This window comes from Micromonospora sp. NPDC057141 (assembly GCF_042670805.1).
Taxonomy (GTDB): Bacteria; Actinomycetota; Actinomycetes; order Mycobacteriales; family Micromonosporaceae; genus Micromonospora.
The window spans coordinates 1-18,259 of sequence record NZ_JBHUVA010000108.1; the positions used below are offsets into that span (position 1 = coordinate 1).

The following is an 18,259-nucleotide window of genomic DNA, read 5'->3' on the forward strand; positions in this document are numbered from 1 at the left end:
GCTCGCGGCGGACCCGTCCGCGCCCGCCGCGAGCCGGCGGAACTCCCCGAGCACGAGGCCGGCCAGCCCGGGGGTGAAGACCGGCTCACCGGCGGCGGTGCGCCGCACCGCGTCCAGGAACTCGGCCGGGGCGGCCGACTTCACCAGGTAGCCGGTCGCGCCGGCCTTCACCGCGTCCAGGACGCTCTGCTGTTCCCCGCTGGCCGAGAGCATCAGCACCCGCACCTGGGGCAGCGCCGCACGCAGCCCCCGGATCACCTCCACCCCGGAGATGTCCGGCAGTTGCAGGTCGAGCACCACCAGGTCGGGCCGGGCGGCGGGGGCGACCCGCACGGCCTGGCGGCCCTCCCCGCTGGTGGCGACCACGAGGTGACCGGCCTCGGTGAGGTCGCGGGCCACCCCCTCGCGCCACATCGGGTGGTCGTCCACCACCATCACCCGTACGCCGGGCACGGCGTCCGCGCCGGGCGCGTCCGGGCCGATGGCCGGCGGCCGTGGCCCGGTCGGCGGGGGCGGCGCGTCGGCAGCGCTCACCGGGGCGTCCTCGGCACGGTCAGCTCGACCTCGGTGCCGGTGCCCGGCGTGGAGGTGATGTGGACCGTGCCGCCGAGCTCGGCGACGCGGCCCCGGATCGACTGCGCCACCCCGAGCCGGCCCTGCCGGGCGGCCTCGTCGAGCCGGCCGGCCGGGATGCCCGGGCCCTCGTCGCGTACCGAGACCGTCACCGTCTCCCCCTCGTCCTCGATCAGCACCCAGGCCCGGCCCCCCGCGTGCCGGCGCACGTTGTCCAGCGTCGCCCCGGTCGCGGCGGCCAGTTCCCGCGCCACCGGCGCGGGCAGCGGGACCCCGGTGGCCGGCGCCGACAGCGAGACCGCCGCCGAGGCGTACCGGCCGAGCAGGGCGCGCAGGTCAAGGGTGCCCGGCCCGGATGGGTCGGCGTCGTCGGGGGGCGACGCCCCGGCGATCAGGGCGCGCAGGGCGGCCTCCTGCTCCCCCGCCAGCCGGGCCAGCTCGCCGGCCTCCCCGTCCAGGTGGGCGCCGCGCCGCTGGACCAGCGCGAGCACCTGGAGCACCGAGTCGTGGATGTCCCGGGCCAGCCGTTCCCGCTCCCGGGTCGCCGCCTCCAGCTCCACCGCCCGGTGCAGCCGCTGCTCGGCGGTCACCGCCAGCCGGGCGACGTGGCCGACCACCGCCCCGGCCAGCAGCAGCAGGATCGAGCCGGTGAGGGTGGACTGGCCGATCCGGTCCCGGGCCGCCAGGTCGGCCGCGCACACCACCAGCGCGGCCACGGTGCCGCGCCGCCGGCCGCCGGAGACCGCCCAGGCGAGCACCGGCCCGGCCAGCCACACCACCGCGAGGCCCGGCGCGCCGGCCGCGAGGGCCGCCCGGCCGATCGCCCAGGGGCTGACCAGCAACACCCCGACCACGACGGCGAGGTCGGCGACCAGCAGCGGCCAGCCACGCCGGGCGGGGCGGGCGTAGCCGAGGGAGGTGGTCACCGTCCAGCCGAGCATCACGAGCAGGACGGCGCCGGCGACCAGCGGGTGGGCGTACCCGCCGGCATCGCGCGCGACGAGCAGGCCGACGTACGCCAGGGCGGCGAACCGGAACACCGCGACGGCCCGCCAGAGCGGGACCTCGAACCCACCGGACGTCGACGGCACCCCGACACGATGCCACACGCCCCCGGGAACAGCGGACGATCATGGCTGCCCCGACCGACACGGCGTACGGTGGTGCCCATCGACACCACCCTCCTGATCGCCGAAGCCTTCGACCAGGCCCGGGTGACCGAGCTCCGGCACTCGGTCACCTCCTGCGCGCACGCCGTCGGGCTGCGCGGGCAGCAGCTGGACGACTTCGTGCTGGCGATCAACGAGCTGCTCACCAACGCGGTACGGCACGGCGGCGGGCGAGGCTGGCTGCGGCTGTGGCGCCAGCCGGGGCGGCTGGTCTGCGAGGTCGCCGACCACGGGCGGGGGATCAGCTCCCGGCGGCTCGACGACCGGAGCCGCCCCGCGCCCGACACCGCGGGCGGCTGGGGCCTCTGGCTGGCCCGGGAGCTGAGCGACGCCATGGACGTCGAGACCGGCCCGGCCGGCACCACGGTCCGGATCGGCACGCCCCTCGATCCGGTCCTCGACGCGCGCGAGCGCACCCCGGACTGACCCCCGGCTCAGCCGAACAGGGCGGAGACCGACTCGCCGTTGTGGATCCGGCGCATCGCCTCGGCCAGCGCCGGCGCTACCGAGAGCACCTTCAGCTTCGGCACCCGCTTGTCCTCCGGGATCGGCACCGTGTTGGTGCAGACGATCTCCAACACCCCGTCCTGCCCGCTGAGCCGCTCCAGCGCCCCGCTGGAGAACAACCCGTGGGTGCAGGCCAGCCGGATCGAGCGGACCTTCAGCTCGCGCAGGTGACTCATCAGCTCGATCACCGTGCTGCCCTTGGCGATCTCGTCGTCGAGCACGATCACGTCCCGGTCGGCCACCTCGCCGATCACCGTGCTGATCGTGACCCGGTCGTCGCTGAACCGCTGCTTCGCGCCGGCCGCCACCGGGGTGCCGAGCATCCGGGCGAAGGCGGCGGCCTCCTTGGCGTTGCCGAGGTCGGGCGAGACCACGACGGTGTCGCCGAGGTCGTACCGGGTGAAGTGGCCGGCCAGCTCGCGCAGCGCGTGCAGGTGGTCCACCGGGACGCTGAAGAAGCCGTGCACCTGCGGCGAGTGCAGGGTCATCGCCAGCACCCGGTCCGCGCCGGCCGAGGTCAGCAGGTCCGCGACCAGCCGGCCGCCGATCGAGATGCGCGGCGCGTCCTTCTTGTCCGACCGGGCGTACGCGTAGTGCGGCAGCACCACCGTGATCCGGCCCGCCGACGCGCCCCGTGCCGCGTCGATCATGAGCAGCAGCTCGACCAGGTGCTCCTGCACGGGGGGCACCAACGGCTGGATCAGGAAGACGTCACGCTCCCGGCAGTTCGCCTGCAACTGCACCTCCAGGCAGTCGTTGGCGAACCGGGACACCCGGGTGGGGTGCAGGGGCACCCCGAGGTGGGCGCAGATCTCGGCGGCGAGGTCGGGATGGGCTGTTCCGCTGAAGACGGCGATGTCGCGCACGTTGACCGATCGTACGGCCGTCCGTGGGCGACTCACCGGCGGCGGGGCGGGTACGGTGCTGCGGTGACCGGAGAGTACGTCGCCGCCATCGACCAGGGCACCACCTCGTCCCGCTGCCTCGTCTTCGACCGGGCCGGAGAGATCGTCTCCGTGGCCCAGCGCGAGCACCGGCAGCTCTTCCCCCGGCCGGGCTGGGTCGAGCACGACGCCGAGGAGATCTGGGACAACGTCCGGATCGTCGTCCGCGAGGCGCTGGACGCGGCCGGCGCCGGCCCGGCAGGGCTGGCGGCCATCGGCATCACCAACCAGCGGGAGACCACCGTCGTCTGGGACCGGGCCACCGGCCGCCCGGTCGCCAACGCCATCGTCTGGCAGGACACCCGCACCGGGCCGCAGCTGCGCGCGCTCGCCGAGGCGTACGGCGAGCAGCGGCTGGGCGAGCGCACCGGGCTGAGGCTGGCCACCTACTTCGCCGGCCCGAAGCTGCGCTGGCTGCTGGACAACGTCGACGGGCTGCGCGAGCGGGCCGAGCGGGGCGAGGTGCTGTTCGGCACCATGGACAGCTGGCTGATCTGGAAGCTGACCGGCCGGCACGTCACCGACGTGACCAACGCGAGCCGCACCATGCTGATGGGCCTCGACACCCTCGACTGGGATCCGGAGCTGCTCGACGCGCTCGGTGTGCCGGCGGCGATGCTCCCCGAGATCCGCAGCTCCGCCGAGGTCTACGGCACCGCCACCGACGGGCCGCTCGCCGGGGTGCCGGTGGCCAGCGCCCTCGGCGACCAGCAGGCCGCCCTGTTCGGGCAGACCTGCTTCGGCCCGGGCGAGGCGAAGTGCACGTACGGCACCGGCAGCTTCCTGCTGCTCAACACAGGCGCGAGCCCGGTCATCTCGGCGCACGGGCTGCTGACCACGGTCGCGTACCGGATCGAGGGGCAGCCCGCCGCGTACGCGCTGGAAGGCGCGATCGCGGTCACCGGGTCGCTGGTGCAGTGGCTGCGGGACAACCTCGGCCTGATCTCCACCGCCGCCGAGGTGGAGGAGCTGGCCCGCACGGTCGACGACAACGGCGGCTGCTATGTGGTGCCGGCGTTCTCGGGGCTGTTCGCCCCGCACTGGCGCAGCGACGCACGGGGGGTGGTCGCCGGGCTGACCGGCTACATCACGAAGGGGCACCTGGCCCGGGCGGCGCTGGAGGCGTCGGCCTGGCAGACCCGCGAGGTGGTCGACGCGATGAACGCCGACTCCGACGTGGCGCTGCGCCGGCTGCGGGTCGACGGCGGGATGACCGCTAACGGCCTGCTGATGCAGTTCCTCGCCGACGTGCTGGACGTGCCGGTGGTCCGCTCCCGGATCACGGAGACGACCTGTCTCGGCGCGGCGTACGCGGCGGGCCTCGCCGTGGGCTTCTGGCCGGACCTGGCCACCCTGCGGGCCCAGTGGCGCTCCGACGCGCAGTGGACCGCCGCGATGGACCCGGGCGAGCGGGACCGGGAGCTGCGCCAGTGGCGCAAGGCCGTGCAGCGCACCCTCGACTGGGTGGACTGAACCGGGGCCGGGTGGACCGGCCCGGGCGCCCGCCCGCCGGACCGGCGTCAGGACCAGGTGCGGCCGGTGAGCTTCTCGTAGACCTCGACGTAGCGGGCCCGGGTCGCCTCGATCACTTCGGCGGGCACCTCGGGGGCCGGGGGCCGCTTGTCCCAGCCGCCGCCGGTCGCCCAGTCCCGGACGTACTGCTTGTCGTAGGAGAACTGGGTCCGGCCCGGCTGGTACGACTCGGCCGGCCAGAACCGCGACGAGTCGGACGTGAGCACCTCGTCGCCGAGGACGAGGGTGCCGTCCGCCGCCCAGCCCAGCTCGATCTTGGTGTCGGCGACCAGGATGCCCCGGTCGGCGGCCAGCTCCGCGCCCCGGCAGTAGATGTCGAGGGTGATCTGCCGCAGCCGCTCGGCGGTCTCCGCGCCGACCTTGTCCACCACCTGCTGGTAGGTGATCGGCTCGTCGTGCTCGCCCTTGGGTGCCTTCGTCGACGGGGTGAAGATCGGCTCGGGCAGGATCGACGCCTCGACCAGGCCCCGGGGCAGCCGGACGCCGGAAACCGCGCCGGTGCGCTCGTATTCGGCGAGGCCACCGCCGGTCAGGTAGCCCCGCGCGACGCACTCGACCGGGACCATTTCCAGCCGCCGGCAGCGGATCGCCCGGCCGGTGAACTCGGCCGGCACGTCGGTGGCGGAGACGACGTGGTTCGGCACCAGGTCGGCGAGCTGCTCGAACCACCACAGGGACAGCGAGGTGAGCAGGCGGCCCTTGTCCGGGACCGGCGTCGGCAGCACCACGTCGTAGATCGAGATCCGGTCGGAGGCGACCAGGATCAGGTCGTCGCCGTCGGCGTAGACGTCCCGGACCTTGCCCGAATGCAGAAGTTCCACGCGCCCTAGTACACCACGGGCCGGTGGGACGCCCGGGGACGGCCACCCGTCGGACGGACGGCCGTTGACACCTGCCCGCCCCGGCTGTGTAAATGATCCGACCCCATGCCGGAAGACCAGGAGCACCCGTGCCCGACCCCCGTACCGCACTGGCCCGCACCGGTCCGAACCCGGGCCGCCGGCGGCTGCTCGGGTCGCTGCTCGGGGCACCGTTCGCGGCGGCCGGCCTGACGGGCTGCGGCACCCGGGAGGAGGACCGGCCGGTCGACGACGGGCCGGTCGAGCTCTCGGTCTTCTGGTACGGCACCGCCGCCCGCGCCGAGCTGACCGAGAAGGCACTACGGCTCTACTCCGCCGGCAACAACCAGGTGAGCTTCCGGGTGACCTGGCAGGGCCTGCCCGGCTACTACGACCGGCTGGCCACCCAGGCCGCCGGCGGCAACGTGCCGGACCTGATCCAGGTCGACGACACCGTCCTCGCCGAGTACGCCCGCAGGGAGATCCTGCTCGACCTCGACGGGTACGTCGCCGGCCAGCGGCTCGACCTGCGAGGGCTCCCACCCGGCCTGGCCCGCTACGGCGAGGTGGACGGCCGCACCGTGGCAGTCGCCGCCGCCCAGACCAGCGCTGCCCTCGTCTACAACCGCAGCCTGCTGCGCCGGCTCGGCGTCGCCGAGCCCCGCACCGGCATGTCCTGGCCCGCGTACGTCGACTGGGCGGCGCGGGTCACCCGGGCCGCCGACGGCCGGGTGTCCGGCACGATGGACCCGTCCGGGGACCACCGGGCGCTCTGGCTGTGGCTGCGGTCCCAGGGCGGCGAGCTGTACCAGGGCCGGCAGCTCGGCTTCGGCACGAGCGAGCTGGTCGACTGGTTCGAGCTGTGGCAGAACGCGCGGGCCCGGCGGGCCATCCCGAGCGCCGCCCTGGTGGACCAGGCCGACGACGGCGAGCCGACCCGGCAACTGGTGGTCACCGGCCACACGGCCGCGTCGTTCGCCTGGGCCCACCAGTTTCCCGAGTTCCGGCGCCAGACCCGGGACGAGCTGGCGCTGGCGGCGTTCCCCGGGCCACCGGCGGCGCAGTGGCCGCGGGCCTCGATGTACTGGGCGGGTTTCCGGGGCACCCGGCACCCCGCCGTGGTGGCCGACGTGATCCACTTCCTCACCAACAACATGGAGGCCGGCCTGGCCCTCGGCCACGAACGCGGGGTCAACCCGAACCTCGCCGTCCGCCGGTACGTGCGGGAGAACCTGGCCGACCCGGGGCAGCAGGCCGCCGCCGCCCTCGCGGAGACCCTGGCCGGTCAACTCGGCCCCGCACCCGGCCCGCCGCCGAAGGGGCACGCCCGGGTGCGGACCCTGCTCGTCGAGGCGGCCGAGGGCATCCGCTCCGGCCGGGCCGGCGTCCGCGCGGCCACCACCCGGTTCATCGCCCAGGCCGAGGCCGCCCTGGCCTCCTGACCCACCCGGGCCGTACCGTCGCCCGGCATCCCCGACGGATGGGTCAGCGCGGCGGGCGGTTGCGCCGATTGCGCATGAGCAGCAGCACCAGCAGGACGATCCCGCCGACGACGACCAGGCAGCACAGCAGCCCGAGAAAGCCGACGCCGCCGCGGGACCGCCGCCTGGCGGCCTCCACCACGAGTTCCCCCGTGCCGGTGGACGCCCAGGCCGCGACCGGGACGAAGACCGACAGCACGACCGCACCGAGGACCGCGCTGAGCCGGCCCCACCACTTGCTCCACGAAGACATGGCCCCATCCTCGCCGAGGTGCGCAAGCGGGGCACGCGGGACGGCCGGGATTTCACCGGGAACGAGACGCCCCACGGACGAGGCCAACGGCGCGGGACGAAATCCGACCATGCGCTCCACCTCGTCGCGGGGGCCCCGGCGCGGGACGAGGTCCAACGGCGCAGGCCGGGATCGTCACGTAGGCCGGAAAGGTGAAAGGCCCCGGAGCGAACTCCGGGGCCTTTCCGAACGAGTAGCGGGGACAGGATTTGAACCTGCGACCTCTGGGTTATGAGCCCAGCGAGCTACCGAGCTGCTCCACCCCGCGTCGGCTCGTTAACCCTAACGCACCACCCCCACGGGCCGCAAAACGGCCCGCGCGCCGGGGCGAAACCGCTGGTCAGCCCCCCGCCGACACCGACGGGGACGGGGACGGGGCGGGGCCGCCGCTCGGCGAGGCGGACGGCGACGCCGACGGCGAGGCCGGGCTGGCCGCCTGCTGGGCCTGCTGGAACGCCGTCATCGCCTCGTCCAGGGCCTTGAGCGCCCGGCCGTACCGCTCGAAATCACCGGACGTCTGCGCGGCCTTGACCTCGGCGATCGCCGCCTGCACCTTGCTCGCCGCCTCGGCCAGTTCGCCGGTCAGCGGCGGGGCACCGCTCCCGTCGCCCGACGGCGGGGTGCCGCTGGTAGGGGGCGGGGTCTCACCCTCGGCGGCCTGCTTGCCCTGCTCGACGAGCTGCTTGATGCCGTCGGTCAGGTTGTTGGCCAGCACCACGTACGAGCCGCCGTCGCCGTAGGAGAGCAGCACCTTCTGCAACAGCGGATACGCGTCCTGCTGGTTGCTCTTGACGTAGACCGGCTCGACGTACAACATCCCGTCGCCGAACGGCAGCGACAGCAGATTGCCGTACTGCACCTGGGCCTGGTTGGAGGAGAGCAGGTTCAGCTGCTGCCGGATGTTGGCGTTGTTGGTCATCTGCTGGTGCACCTGCACCGGCCCGGAGATCCGGGTCTGGTCCGGCAGCTCCAGCACCTCCAGCTGCGGCTTGCCGTCGACGTACGAGCCGGAGATCAACGCGGCGAGGTTCTGCCGGCCGTTCGGGGTGACCGCGGAGGTGAGCTGGAAGCGCGGCGCGCTCTGCCCCGGGAACTGGGTCCACAGGTAGTACGGCGGCTGCTTCTGCCCGCCGTCCGGGTTGTCCGGCACGTTCGGCACCTGCCAGAAGTCCTGCGCCGAGTAGAAGTCGCCCGGGTCGGTGACGTGGAACTTGGTCAGCAGGTTGCGCTGCACCTTGAACAGGTCCGCCGGGTACCGGAAGTGCTCCCGCAGCTCGGCCGGGATCTTGTCGTTCGGCAGCACCAGGTCCCCGCCGAACGCCTTGTTCCACGCCTTGAGCACCGGGTCGGTCTGGTCGAACTCGTACAGCCGGACCGTGCCGTCGTACGCGTCGACCGTGGCCTTGACGGAGTTGCGGATGTAGTTGACGTTCTCCCTGGCGAGCTGGAAGGTGCCCCGGCCGGTCAGCTCGTCGGTGGTCTCCGACTGGAGGTTGACCCGCTCCGCGTACGGGTAGGTCGCGGCCGTGGTGTAGCCGTCGACGATCCACTGCACCCGGCCACCGACCACCGCCGGGTACGGGTCACCGTCGAGGGTGAGGAACGGCGCGACCTTCTCCACCCGGTCCCGGGGGTTACGCACGTACAGCAGCTTCGAGTTGTCGTTGACCGCCTCGGAGAGCAGGAAGTTCGACTCCTGCTCCTTGATGGCGTAGAGCAGCCGGCGGCTGAACGAGCCGATCTCGACGCCACCCTCGCCGGTGTAGGTGTAGTACTGCTCGCCGCCGGTCTGGGTCGGCCGGTCGAACTCGGCGTTGCGCTCCGGGCTCGCCTGGCCGACGATCGCGTAGTCGTCGGGCTCCATCCGCTCGCCGTAGTAGATGCGCGGCTGGGTGGCGGGGATCTGCTCGGTCTGCGCGGAGCACGCCTCCTGGGTCTTCTCGCCGAGGAAGCCGGAGACGAAGAGCGGCTGGCCACCGCAGACCACCTGGTTGGCCGGCGCGGCCACCAGCCCGTAGCCGTGGGTGTAGACGGTGTGCCGGTTGATCCAGTTGTTCTGCTGGTCGGTCAGCTCGCCGTAGTTGACCTCCCGGACCCCGACCACATAGTCGGAGGTCTTGCCGCCCACCGCATACCGGTCGATGTCCAGCTTCGGGCCGAAGTCGTAGAAGCCCCGGACCTGCTGGAGCTGGGTGTACGTCTCCGAGACGAGCTGCGGGTCGAGCAGCCGCACGTTCGGCACCACGGAGGCGTCGGTGCCCAGGCTCGTTGGCGGCACCAGGTTGCTCGCCGCGTACGGCTGGGTCTTCGTGTCGGCGATCCCGAACGCGGCCCGGGTGGCGTCGATGCTGCGCTCGATGTACGGGGCTTCCTTGTCCTTGGCGCTCGGCTTGACCTCGAAGGTCTGCACGGCCCACGGGTAGATGCCGCCGATGGCGACGGCGGAGACGCCGAGCAGGGCCAGCGAGATGCCCGGCCACACCAGGTTCCGCATCACCGCGTTGGAGAAGACGATGATCGCGATGGCGACCACGACCGAGATGTAGGCGAGGATCTCCTTGGCCGGCAGCAGCGCGTTGATGTCGGCGTACCCGGCGCCATAGAGCTTCGCGCCCTCGTTGTACTCCAGCAGCATGGTGCGCCGGTCCAGCACGTACGCGATGGCCTTGAGCAGGACGAAGACCGCGACGAGCGTGCTCAGGTGGGCCCGCGCGGCGTTGGTCATCCGGTCCCCGACGCCCTGCAGACGCACGCCGCCGAAGATGTAGTGCACCGCCAGCGCGCCGAGCAGGGCCAGCACCACCGCCGTGAAGCCGATGCCCAGCAGGTAGCGCCAGAACGGCAGCTGGAAGACGTAGAAGCCGACGTCGACGCCGAACTCCGGGTCCTTGACGCCGAAGTCGCCGCCGTTGCGGAACAGCAGCCACTGGTTCCACCGGCTCTGCGCCGACAGCCCGGCGAACAGGCCGACCACCAGGGCGACCAGGCTGATCCACAGGCCGAGCCGGGGGCCGAGCACCATCCGGTAGCGTTCCAGGGTGGCCTGCTCCAGCGAGTGCGGCCGCAGCTTCGGGCGCAGCCGGTGCGCCAGCCACAGGTTGCCGCCGACGATCAGCGCCATCGCGAGACCGACGACCAGGAAGAGCAGCAGCCGGGTGGCCAGCACGCCGGTGAAGACCTGTGTGTATCTCACCTCGTCGAACCAGAGCCAGTCCGTCCACGCCTGCACCCCCCAACCGAGGAGGGTGAAGAGGACGAACACCCCGACCAGAACGCCGATGGTGACGCGTCCGCGCCGGCTCATCCTCGGCAGGGGGCTGCTACGCATGACCACTGTTGGCTCCGCACGCTCGATGTGATCGGCTCCGACCAGGCACCCAGAGTACGGGGTGTTCCTGAGAGTGTCGGCCCACGGTCACGCCGGGCGGGCGCGTCGGTCAGCAGCGGGTGGGCTGACCTCCGGCGCGGAGGGTCTCCAGGGCGGTGAGCGCGTCGTCCAGCGACCCCACCCTGAGCAGCGGCAGGTCGGGCTGCGGGTTACGCACCGCCTCCGCGCAGTTCGCCTCGGGCACCAGGAACACCTTCGCCCCGGAGTCCTTCGCGCCGACCAGCTTCTGGGCGATCCCGCCGATCGGGCCCACCCGGCCCTCGTCGTCGATGGTGCCGGTGCCCGCGATGACGACCCCGCCGGTGAGGTCGGCCGGCTCCAACTTGTCCACGATGCCCAGGGCGAACATCAGGCCGGCGCTCGGCCCGCCGATGTCGCCCAGGTCGATGGAGAGGGTGAACGGGTGCGGCTGCTGCTGGTCGATCTCGACCCCGATGCGCGGCCGGCCGTCGGACTCCCGGCTGGTGATCCGGGCCGTGGCGGCGGCCCCGCCGCGGGTGTAGCCGACGGTCAGGCCGGTGCCGGCCGGCTCGGCGCGGATCAGCTCGGTGAGCCGGGCCGCGCTGGTGACCGGCGTGCCGTCGACCGAGGTGACGACATCACCGGGCTTGAGCACCCCGTCCGACGGGCCGCCCGCCGTCACGGTCTTGACCAGCACCTGGACGGGGAATCCCAGCTCCCGCAGCGCGGCGGTCTCGGCGCTGGTCTGGGAGTTGCGGAAGTCCTCCTCGTTGCGCTGCTCGACCTCCTGCTGGGTCTCCCCCGGCGGGTAGACCAGCTCGCGCGGCACCACCGCCTCGTCGGCGGAGAACCAGCCGGCCAATGCGGAGCGCAGCCGCACGGTGGGCTGCACGCCGACCGTGGTCAGCCGCAGCTGGCCGGCGGAGGTGGACGTCGCCCGCCCGGTCACCTGGATGACCTCCTTGCCGTCCACGGTGCCGAGCGTGTTGACCGTCGGGCCGGGGCCGAGCACCACGTACGGGATGGGCGCGTTGAGCACGCCGAAGCTGAGCAGGGCGGTCAGCAGGGCACCCAACAGGACGGTCACGCCGCGACGTCTCATGGCGGTGAGCGTACCGAGCCTGCGGGCGGGCCCCCGACGGTGACGGGGACTTCGCCCTCAGCGCAACGCCGGTGGCGGCTACCTGGGGCGCAGCCCGCGTACCGTAGACGTCGTGCCTGATATTCCGTTCGGTTTCGCGCTCCCGGGTGGGCAACCACCAGACCCCAACGATCCCGCGGCGATGCAGCAGTTCATGTCGCAGTTGCAGCACCTGCTCTCGGCGCAGGGCGGCGGACCGGTCAACTGGGACCTGGCCCGGCAGGTGGCCGCCAGTCAGCTCGCCGCCACCGGAGACCCGGCGGCCTCACCGTACGAGCGCCACGCGGTCGAGGAGGCGCTGCGCCTGGCCGACCTCTGGCTGGAGCCGGCCACCGCCTGGCCGACGGGCATCCGCACCTCGGTGGCCTGGAACCGCAACGAGTGGATCTACAAGACGCTCGACGTCTGGCGCAAGCTGTGCGACCCGGTGGCCAGCCGGATGGTCGGTGCGATGGGTGACCTGGTGCCGCCGGAGGCCCGCGCCCAGCTCGGCCCGATGCAGTCGATGGTGGCGACCCTGGGCGGCGCGCTCTTCGGCGGGCAACTCGGGCAGGCACTCGGCTCGCTCGCCGCCGAGGTGCTCTCCGCCGGCGACATCGGGCTGCCGCTCGGCCCGGCCGGCACGGCCGCGCTGATCCCGGCCAACATCCGGGTGTACGGCCAGGGCCTGGAGCTGCCCGAGGACGAGGTCCGGCTGTACGTGGCCCTGCGCGAGGCGGCCCACCAGCGGCTCTTCGAGCACGTGCCGTGGCTGCGCGGGCACGTGCTCAGCGCCGTCGAGACGTACGCCTCGGGCATCCGGGTCAACCGGGAGGCGATCGAGGAGGCGATGGGCCGGGTCGACCCGACCGACCCGGAGTCGATGCAGACGATCGCCCTGGAGGGCATCTTCACCCCGGAGGACACCCCGGCGCAGAAGGCGTCGCTGGCCCGGCTGGAGACCGCGCTCGCCCTGGTGGAGGGCTGGGTCTGCCACGTGGTGGACGACGCCGCCGGTGAGCGCCTGCCCAACGTCGTACGCCTCGGCGAGGCGTTCCGCCGCCGGCGGGCGGCCGGCGGGCCGGCCGAGCAGACGTTCGCCGCGTTGGTCGGGCTGGAGCTGCGGCCGCGTCGGCTGCGCGAGGCGGCCGCCCTGTGGGCGGCGCTGACCGAGCACCGGGGCATCGCCGGCCGGGACGCGGTCTGGGGTCACCCGGACCTGCTCCCCTCGGACGACGACTTCATCGACCCGGTGGCGTTCGCCACGGCACAGCCCGACCTCGACGACGAGCTGGCCAACTTCGACTTCACCGCCCCCGGCGGCCCACAGGAGCAACCCCCGCCCTCCCCCGACTCCCCCGACTCCCCCGAACACCCCTGACCCCCCACCCCCCTGCCCCCGCCCCGCGCTGGTGATCAAGAGGAAAACGTCAGAGTTGATCTCCACGGTGACACAAAGCTCTTGATCACCGTGGGCGGACGGGTGGGGTGGGTGGTCAGGGGCGGGGGTGGGCCGAGAGGAGGGCGCGGGTGGTTTCCCAGCCCTCGACGGCGGGATCCAGGGCGGCCAGGTCGGCCGGGCCGCGCATCCGCCGCCAGGCGGCGGTGACGGCCACGTCGCCGGGACGCGGGGCGGCCCGGCGCACCTCGGCCGGGTGCGCGGCGTCCAGGTCGACCTCGGGCAGCCACCCCGGCACGGGCAGCCGGGACGCGACGCCGAGCAGGCCGGTGCCGGAGCCCTCGACCGGGGCGAGGGCCACCGGCCGGGTGGTCAGCGGGCGGAGCAGCTTGCCGACGGTCAGGCCGGGCAGGTCCGGGGCGTCGGCGGCGACGACGGCAGCCTCGTCGTACCCGGCTCCGGTCAGCGCGGTGAGGACGGCGGTGCCGGTGGCGGCGGACACCTCGTGCACGGCCATGCCGGGCCAGACGACGGACTCGGCCAGGGTGCGGTCGGCCGGGACGGCCGCGATCGCGGTCTCCACCTCCTGGAGGGTGGCGAGCAGGTCCACCACGTCCTCGGCGAGCGCGGCCCGCCAGACCGCCGGGTCGATCCCCGGGGGCGTCCACGCCACCGGGCCGAGCAACGCCACCACCACACGTCGGGCCACGCGCCGACCCTAGACGAGTCCGGTGCCGAGGCCCGACCCCCGGCCCCGCCCACCTCCTCCCCACTCGCCGATCTTGCACTTTCGTCCCCCCGGAAGTCCGTTTCACGCCTTTCGCCGGGGCCCCAACTGTAAGATCGGCGCGAGCTGGGGTGGGGTCAGTCGCCCAGGGGGGCGCCGGAGGCCGCGGCGACGCCCTCCAGGTAACCACGGGCGCGCTCGGCCTTCGGGTAGCGCCCGACCAGTGCCCAGAACCGGGCGTTGTGGCTGGGCACGATGAGGTGGGCCAGCTCGTGCAGCAGCACGTAGTCGATCACCCAGTCGGGCATGTCCTGGATGCGGTGCGAGATGCGGATGGTGCGGTCGGCTGGGGTGCAGGAGCCCCACCGGCCGTTCTGGTTGGTCACCCAGCGGACGCTCACCGGGACCGCCTGGTCGCCGTACTCGGCGAGGTAGAGGCCGCGCAGCCGGGTGGCGCGGCCGAACAGCTCGTCGTCGGTGCGGATCAGCCGCCCCTCGCGGGCCGCCAACCGGGCCAGCATGCGGTCGACCCACTCGGTCTCCTCGGCCCGGGAGAACTGGTCGGGGATCAGCACCACGACCCGCTCGCCGTCGCGGTAGGCGGACACCGTGCGTCGCCGGCGCTGGCTGCGCCGCACTTCGACGACCGGCTTCCGCGCCCCTGCCATCAGCGGGCCGCGCAGCCTTGGATTGCTGTCACGAAGGAAAGCTAATGGGTACTGACCAGGGGTCCGCAAGAGTCAACCCCACGACACGCGCCCGGAAAGTCATGGTTGGTAACCAGGAGTCCCGAAAAAAATCCTTGCTGACCGTCACGGAGGGGCTCCGTCACGGTTCGTGGTGCCCGCATCGGGGCGGCGCGCGGCTCCTCCCCACGGTATGTGATCACGCCGCCGGCCGCCCGCCCGGGGCCACCTCTCGGGCGATCTGAGTGGGTTCACCCGGCGTGTCCCCGCGAAACTGACTTATCCGACCTAATTCGGCATGCACACTCTCGACGTCGACTTGCTCACAGTGTCGAAGCACAGCTGACATGGAACTACCCGCACCTGGGTAGGGTCCGCGGACCAGCGGTCACGAGGGTGGCCGTGGAGAAGCCCCAGCGCCGGCGCCCCACGTGGCCCGCCGCCGGGCAACCCGCCGGGACCGGATTGACCGGCGGACGAGACGAGGAGGGCACCGTGGCCGACCAGGCCCAGACCTACAACGGTTACTGCGTCAAGTGCAAGGAGAAGCGGGACTTCGAGGGGCACGTCGAGGTCTCGAAGACCGGGATGAACATGGCCAAGGGCAAGTGTCCGGTGTGCGGCACAACAGTGAACCGCATCCTGGGCAAGGCGAAGGTCTGACCCGTTCGGGTCCGGCACGGGGGAGGGCGGCCGTCGGCCGTCCTCCCCCGTCGTTTCCCCCGGCACGGTCGCTCACCGGGCGCGTCCGTGGTGTCGGGTGGCCGACACGGTTACCGGCTGGTTGTGGATAACCCGCCGCTTCCTGTGGACAACCCTGCGTAGGGCGATGCGCACCTGTGGACAACGATCGACGGAAAGCGCGGACTCGGTCACGATTCGTCGTCATGACCCGTGATCCGCTGCCCCGGCCCACCCTGCTGCCCGGCCTGACCCGCCTCTGGCGGGACCGGCACACCCTCCAGCTCGGGCTGGAGCCGGGCCGGGCCGTCCTCGTCGAGGTGGCCAACCCCCGCGCCGTCCGGGTGCTCGACCTGCTCGACGGCACCCGCAGCGAACGCCTCGTCCTCGCGCACGCCGCCGGGGCAGACGTGCCACGGGACGAGGCGCGCGGGCTCGTCGACGCGCTGCGCGCCGCCGGGCTGGTCGTACCCGCGCACACACTGCTCCCCCGCGACCTCGCCGGCCCGGCGCGGCGGCAGCTCACCGCGGAGGCCGGGGCACTGGCCCTCGCCGCGCCCGCGCTGCCCGGCACACCGGCCCAGGTGCTGCGGCGACGCCGGGCCGCACGGGTGCTGGTCACCGGCGGCGGCCGGCTCGGCGCGCCGGTCGCCGTCGCGCTCGCCCAGGCCGGGGTCGGGCACGTGCGCCCGGACCTGACCGGGCCGGTGTGCCCGGCCGACCTGGTCGGCACGGGCCTCGCCGCCGCCGACCTGGGCCGGCCGCTCGCCGCCGCTGTACGCGACGCGGTGGACCGGGTCGCCCCCGGCACCGCCACCCGCCCGCTACGCGGCGGGCGACCCGATCTCGTGCTCCAGTTCGGCCTCGACCGGCCGGCGGCCCTGGTCGCGGCCGGTTTCGCCCAGCGTCGTCAGCCGCACCTGCTGCTCGGCCTCCGCGAGGGGGTGCTCACGGTCGGGCCGCTGGTCCGCCCGCCGATCGGGCCCTGCCTGCGCTGTGTCGACCTGCACCGGACGGACCGGGACCCGGGCTGGCCGGCGCTCGCCGCCCAACTCGCCACCGACACCCCGGACCAGGCCTGCAGCGCGGCGACGCTGCTCGCCGCAGCCGGGTTCGCCGCAGCCGAGGCGCTGGCCCACCTCGACGGCGGCACCCCGGAGACCCTCGGCTGCGCCGTGGAGATCGCCGGGCCGGGCCGGCTGCGCCGGCGGATGTGGCCGCCCCACCCGTCGTGCCGCTGCGCCGGGCCGAACCGGTGAGCGACCCCGGTTCCGGCCGCCCCACCCGCCGCGCCGCCCCACCCGCCGCGCCGCTGCGCCGGGCCCACCCGCCAGCCGACCGCGCGGACCTTCCGGGCGGCGGCGCGGACGACCACGATCCGGGCGCGAGCGACCACGATCCGGGCGCGAGCGACCACGATCCGGGGGCGGGCGGCCCCGGCCCGGCAGCGGAGCAGCCGCGGGGCCGCCGAGTCGGTAACAATGGCCGGGTGACCGACATCCCGCGCCGGGCCGTGTCCCGGACCGCCAAGCTCGCCGCTCTGCCGCTCGGCTTCGCCGGCCGGACCGTCCTCGGCATGGGCAAGCGCGTCACCGGGCTGGCGTCCGACGTGATCTCCGCCGAGATCCAGCAACGCACCGCAGAGCAGCTTTTCAGCGTGCTGGGCCAGCTCAAAGGCGGGGCGATGAAGTTCGGCCAGGCGCTGTCGGTCTTCGAGGCGGCCCTGCCCGAGGAGATCGCCGCCCCCTACCGGCAGGCCCTCACCAAGCTCCAGGAGGCCGCCCCGCCGTTGCCTGCGGCCACCGTGCACAGGGTGCTCGCCGAACAGCTCGGCCCGGCGTGGCGGGAGCGCTTCGTCTCCTTCGACGACACCCCGGCCGCCGCGGCCAGCATCGGTCAGGTGCACCGGGCCGTGTGGCGGGACCCGGACGGTGGCGCGCCCCGGGACGTGGCCGTCAAGATCCAATACCCGGGGGCCGGAGACGCGCTGCTGGCCGACCTCAAGCAGCTCTCCCGGCTGGGCGGCATGTTCCGGGCGATCCAGCCGGGGCTGGACGTCAAGCCGCTCCTGGTCGAGCTGCGGGAACGGATCACCGAGGAGCTGGACTACGAGCTGGAGGCCGAGTCCCAGCGCGCCTTCGCCGCCGCGTACGCCGACGACGACGAGATCTTCATTCCGGCGGTGCTCACGGCCACCCCCCGGGTGCTGGTCACCGAGTGGATCGAGGGCACCCCGCTCGCCGAGATCATCCGCGAGGGCAGCGAGGAGCAGCGCGACGAGGCCGGCCGGCTCATGGCGATCCTGCACCTGTCCGCGCCGGCGCGGGCCGGCCTGCTGCACGCCGACCCGCACCCGGGTAACTTCCGGATCCTGCCCGACGGCCGGCTCGGCGTCATCGACTTCGGCGCGGTGGCCCGGATGCCGGAGGGCACGCCCGAGCCGATCGGCCGGCTGGCCGGGCTGGTGCTGCGCGGCGAGGCGGATGCGGTGGTCGACGGGCTGCGCGAGGAGGGCTTCGTCAGCCCGACCGAGCAGATCGACGCCCAGGCCGTGCTCGACTTCATCCGGCCCATGCTGGACCCGGTGGCCGACGAGGAGTTCCGGTTCACCCGGGCCTGGCTGCGGGCCGAGGCGACCCGGTTGGCCAGCCCGCGCTCGCCCGCGTACCAACTCAGCCGGCAGCTCAACCTGCCACCGTCGTACCTGCTGATCCACCGGGTGACGCTCGGCTCGATCGGGGTGCTGTGCCAACTGGAGGCGAAGGCGCCGTACCGGTCGATCCTGGAGCGCTGGCTGCCGGGCTTCGCCCCGGTGGGCTGACCCGGTTCGACGACGCGGGGCGGGTCGGCCGGTGGGCCGACCCCCCCCGCGGGTGTGGTGTTCGGGTAGCTGTAGCCCAGGTCGCGTGCCGACTGGTTGCGGCTTCTCATCGCGCCGGTACGGGCGGCGGTATCTTAT

At 73.6% G+C, this 18,259-nt stretch carries 16 protein-coding genes and 1 tRNA gene; 7 read left to right on the forward strand and 10 right to left on the reverse strand.

Going from position 1 to position 18,259, the window contains the following annotated elements:
• Both ACFT41_RS29910 and macS read right to left on the reverse strand, forming a co-directional pair.
• The coding region (locus tag ACFT41_RS29910; protein WP_377614067.1) for a response regulator transcription factor at positions 1 to 435 on the reverse strand (435 nt) is incomplete at its 3' end.
• Between the two features lie 95 nt (positions 436 to 530).
• On the reverse strand, positions 531 to 1,664 hold the full coding sequence (gene macS / locus ACFT41_RS29915) for a MacS family sensor histidine kinase (protein ID WP_377589091.1): 1,134 nt from the start codon (positions 1,662 to 1,664) through the stop codon (positions 531 to 533).
• A gap of 9 nt (positions 1,665 to 1,673) precedes the next feature.
• On the opposite strand from macS, the gene ACFT41_RS29920 reads away from it, so the two are divergent.
• Entirely contained in the window at positions 1,674 to 2,168 is a 495-nt protein-coding gene (locus tag ACFT41_RS29920) for an ATP-binding protein (RefSeq protein WP_377589092.1), read from the forward strand.
• A gap of 8 nt (positions 2,169 to 2,176) precedes the next feature.
• On the opposite strand, the gene ACFT41_RS29925 is transcribed toward ACFT41_RS29920, so the two are convergent.
• Positions 2,177 to 3,115 (reverse strand): ribose-phosphate diphosphokinase, encoded by a 939-nt coding sequence (locus tag ACFT41_RS29925; protein WP_377589093.1) that lies wholly within the window; start codon positions 3,113 to 3,115, stop codon positions 2,177 to 2,179.
• Between the two features lie 63 nt (positions 3,116 to 3,178).
• Between ACFT41_RS29925 and glpK the strand changes: the two genes are divergently transcribed.
• On the forward strand, positions 3,179 to 4,666 hold the full coding sequence (glpK, locus tag ACFT41_RS29930) for a glycerol kinase GlpK (protein WP_377589094.1): 1,488 nt from the start codon (positions 3,179 to 3,181) through the stop codon (positions 4,664 to 4,666).
• A gap of 47 nt (positions 4,667 to 4,713) precedes the next feature.
• On the opposite strand, the gene ACFT41_RS29935 is transcribed toward glpK, so the two are convergent.
• A complete protein-coding gene (locus tag ACFT41_RS29935) occupies positions 4,714 to 5,547 on the reverse strand; it encodes a phosphoribosylaminoimidazolesuccinocarboxamide synthase (RefSeq protein ID WP_377589095.1) in 834 nt (277 codons plus the stop codon).
• A gap of 128 nt (positions 5,548 to 5,675) precedes the next feature.
• On the opposite strand from ACFT41_RS29935, the gene ACFT41_RS29940 reads away from it, so the two are divergent.
• Positions 5,676 to 7,007, forward strand: coding sequence for an ABC transporter substrate-binding protein (locus tag ACFT41_RS29940; protein WP_377589096.1), 1,332 nt, complete (start codon positions 5,676 to 5,678; stop codon positions 7,005 to 7,007).
• A 43-nt stretch (positions 7,008 to 7,050) separates the two neighbouring features.
• Here ACFT41_RS29940 and ACFT41_RS29945 read toward each other — a convergent pair whose 3' ends face one another.
• From ACFT41_RS29945 to ACFT41_RS29960, 4 genes are all read right to left on the reverse strand, one after another.
• Positions 7,051 to 7,299 (reverse strand): hypothetical protein, encoded by a 249-nt coding sequence (locus tag ACFT41_RS29945; protein ID WP_377589097.1) that lies wholly within the window; start codon positions 7,297 to 7,299, stop codon positions 7,051 to 7,053.
• 233 nt (positions 7,300 to 7,532) lie between these two features.
• Positions 7,533 to 7,606: transfer RNA gene (locus ACFT41_RS29950), tRNA-Met, on the reverse strand.
• Between the two features lie 72 nt (positions 7,607 to 7,678).
• Positions 7,679 to 10,666, reverse strand: a complete 2,988-nt coding sequence (locus tag ACFT41_RS29955) for a UPF0182 family protein (protein WP_377589098.1) — start codon at positions 10,664 to 10,666, stop codon at positions 7,679 to 7,681.
• Between the two features lie 109 nt (positions 10,667 to 10,775).
• The gene (locus ACFT41_RS29960; protein WP_377589099.1) at positions 10,776 to 11,789 is read right to left on the reverse strand and encodes a PDZ domain-containing protein; all 1,014 of its coding nucleotides are present in this window, start codon (positions 11,787 to 11,789) and stop codon (positions 10,776 to 10,778) included.
• 181 nt (positions 11,790 to 11,970) lie between these two features.
• On the opposite strand from ACFT41_RS29960, the gene ACFT41_RS29965 reads away from it, so the two are divergent.
• Complete coding sequence (locus ACFT41_RS29965; protein ID WP_377589100.1) at positions 11,971 to 13,188, forward strand: zinc-dependent metalloprotease; 1,218 nt, start codon at positions 11,971 to 11,973, stop codon at positions 13,186 to 13,188.
• A 115-nt stretch (positions 13,189 to 13,303) separates the two neighbouring features.
• On the opposite strand, the gene ACFT41_RS29970 is transcribed toward ACFT41_RS29965, so the two are convergent.
• Both ACFT41_RS29970 and ACFT41_RS29975 read right to left on the reverse strand, forming a co-directional pair.
• A complete protein-coding gene (locus ACFT41_RS29970; RefSeq protein ID WP_377589101.1) occupies positions 13,304 to 13,915 on the reverse strand; it encodes a hypothetical protein in 612 nt (203 codons plus the stop codon).
• 155 nt (positions 13,916 to 14,070) lie between these two features.
• Positions 14,071 to 14,601 carry a M48 family metallopeptidase gene (locus ACFT41_RS29975; RefSeq protein WP_377589102.1) on the reverse strand — a complete coding sequence of 177 codons (531 nt, stop codon included), beginning with the start codon at positions 14,599 to 14,601 and terminating at the stop codon, positions 14,071 to 14,073.
• 513 nt (positions 14,602 to 15,114) lie between these two features.
• Here ACFT41_RS29975 and ACFT41_RS29980 point away from each other — a divergent pair.
• From ACFT41_RS29980 to ACFT41_RS29990, 3 genes are all read left to right on the forward strand, one after another.
• Entirely contained in the window at positions 15,115 to 15,282 is a 168-nt protein-coding gene (locus ACFT41_RS29980; protein WP_007464795.1) for a DUF5679 domain-containing protein, read from the forward strand.
• A 224-nt stretch (positions 15,283 to 15,506) separates the two neighbouring features.
• Positions 15,507 to 16,559, forward strand: a complete 1,053-nt coding sequence (locus ACFT41_RS29985; RefSeq protein ID WP_377589105.1) for a hypothetical protein — start codon at positions 15,507 to 15,509, stop codon at positions 16,557 to 16,559.
• Positions 16,560 to 16,789: 230 nt separating this feature from the next.
• A complete protein-coding gene (locus tag ACFT41_RS29990) occupies positions 16,790 to 18,121 on the forward strand; it encodes an ABC1 kinase family protein (protein ID WP_377614066.1) in 1,332 nt (443 codons plus the stop codon).
• Positions 18,122 to 18,259 lie beyond the last annotated feature (138 nt).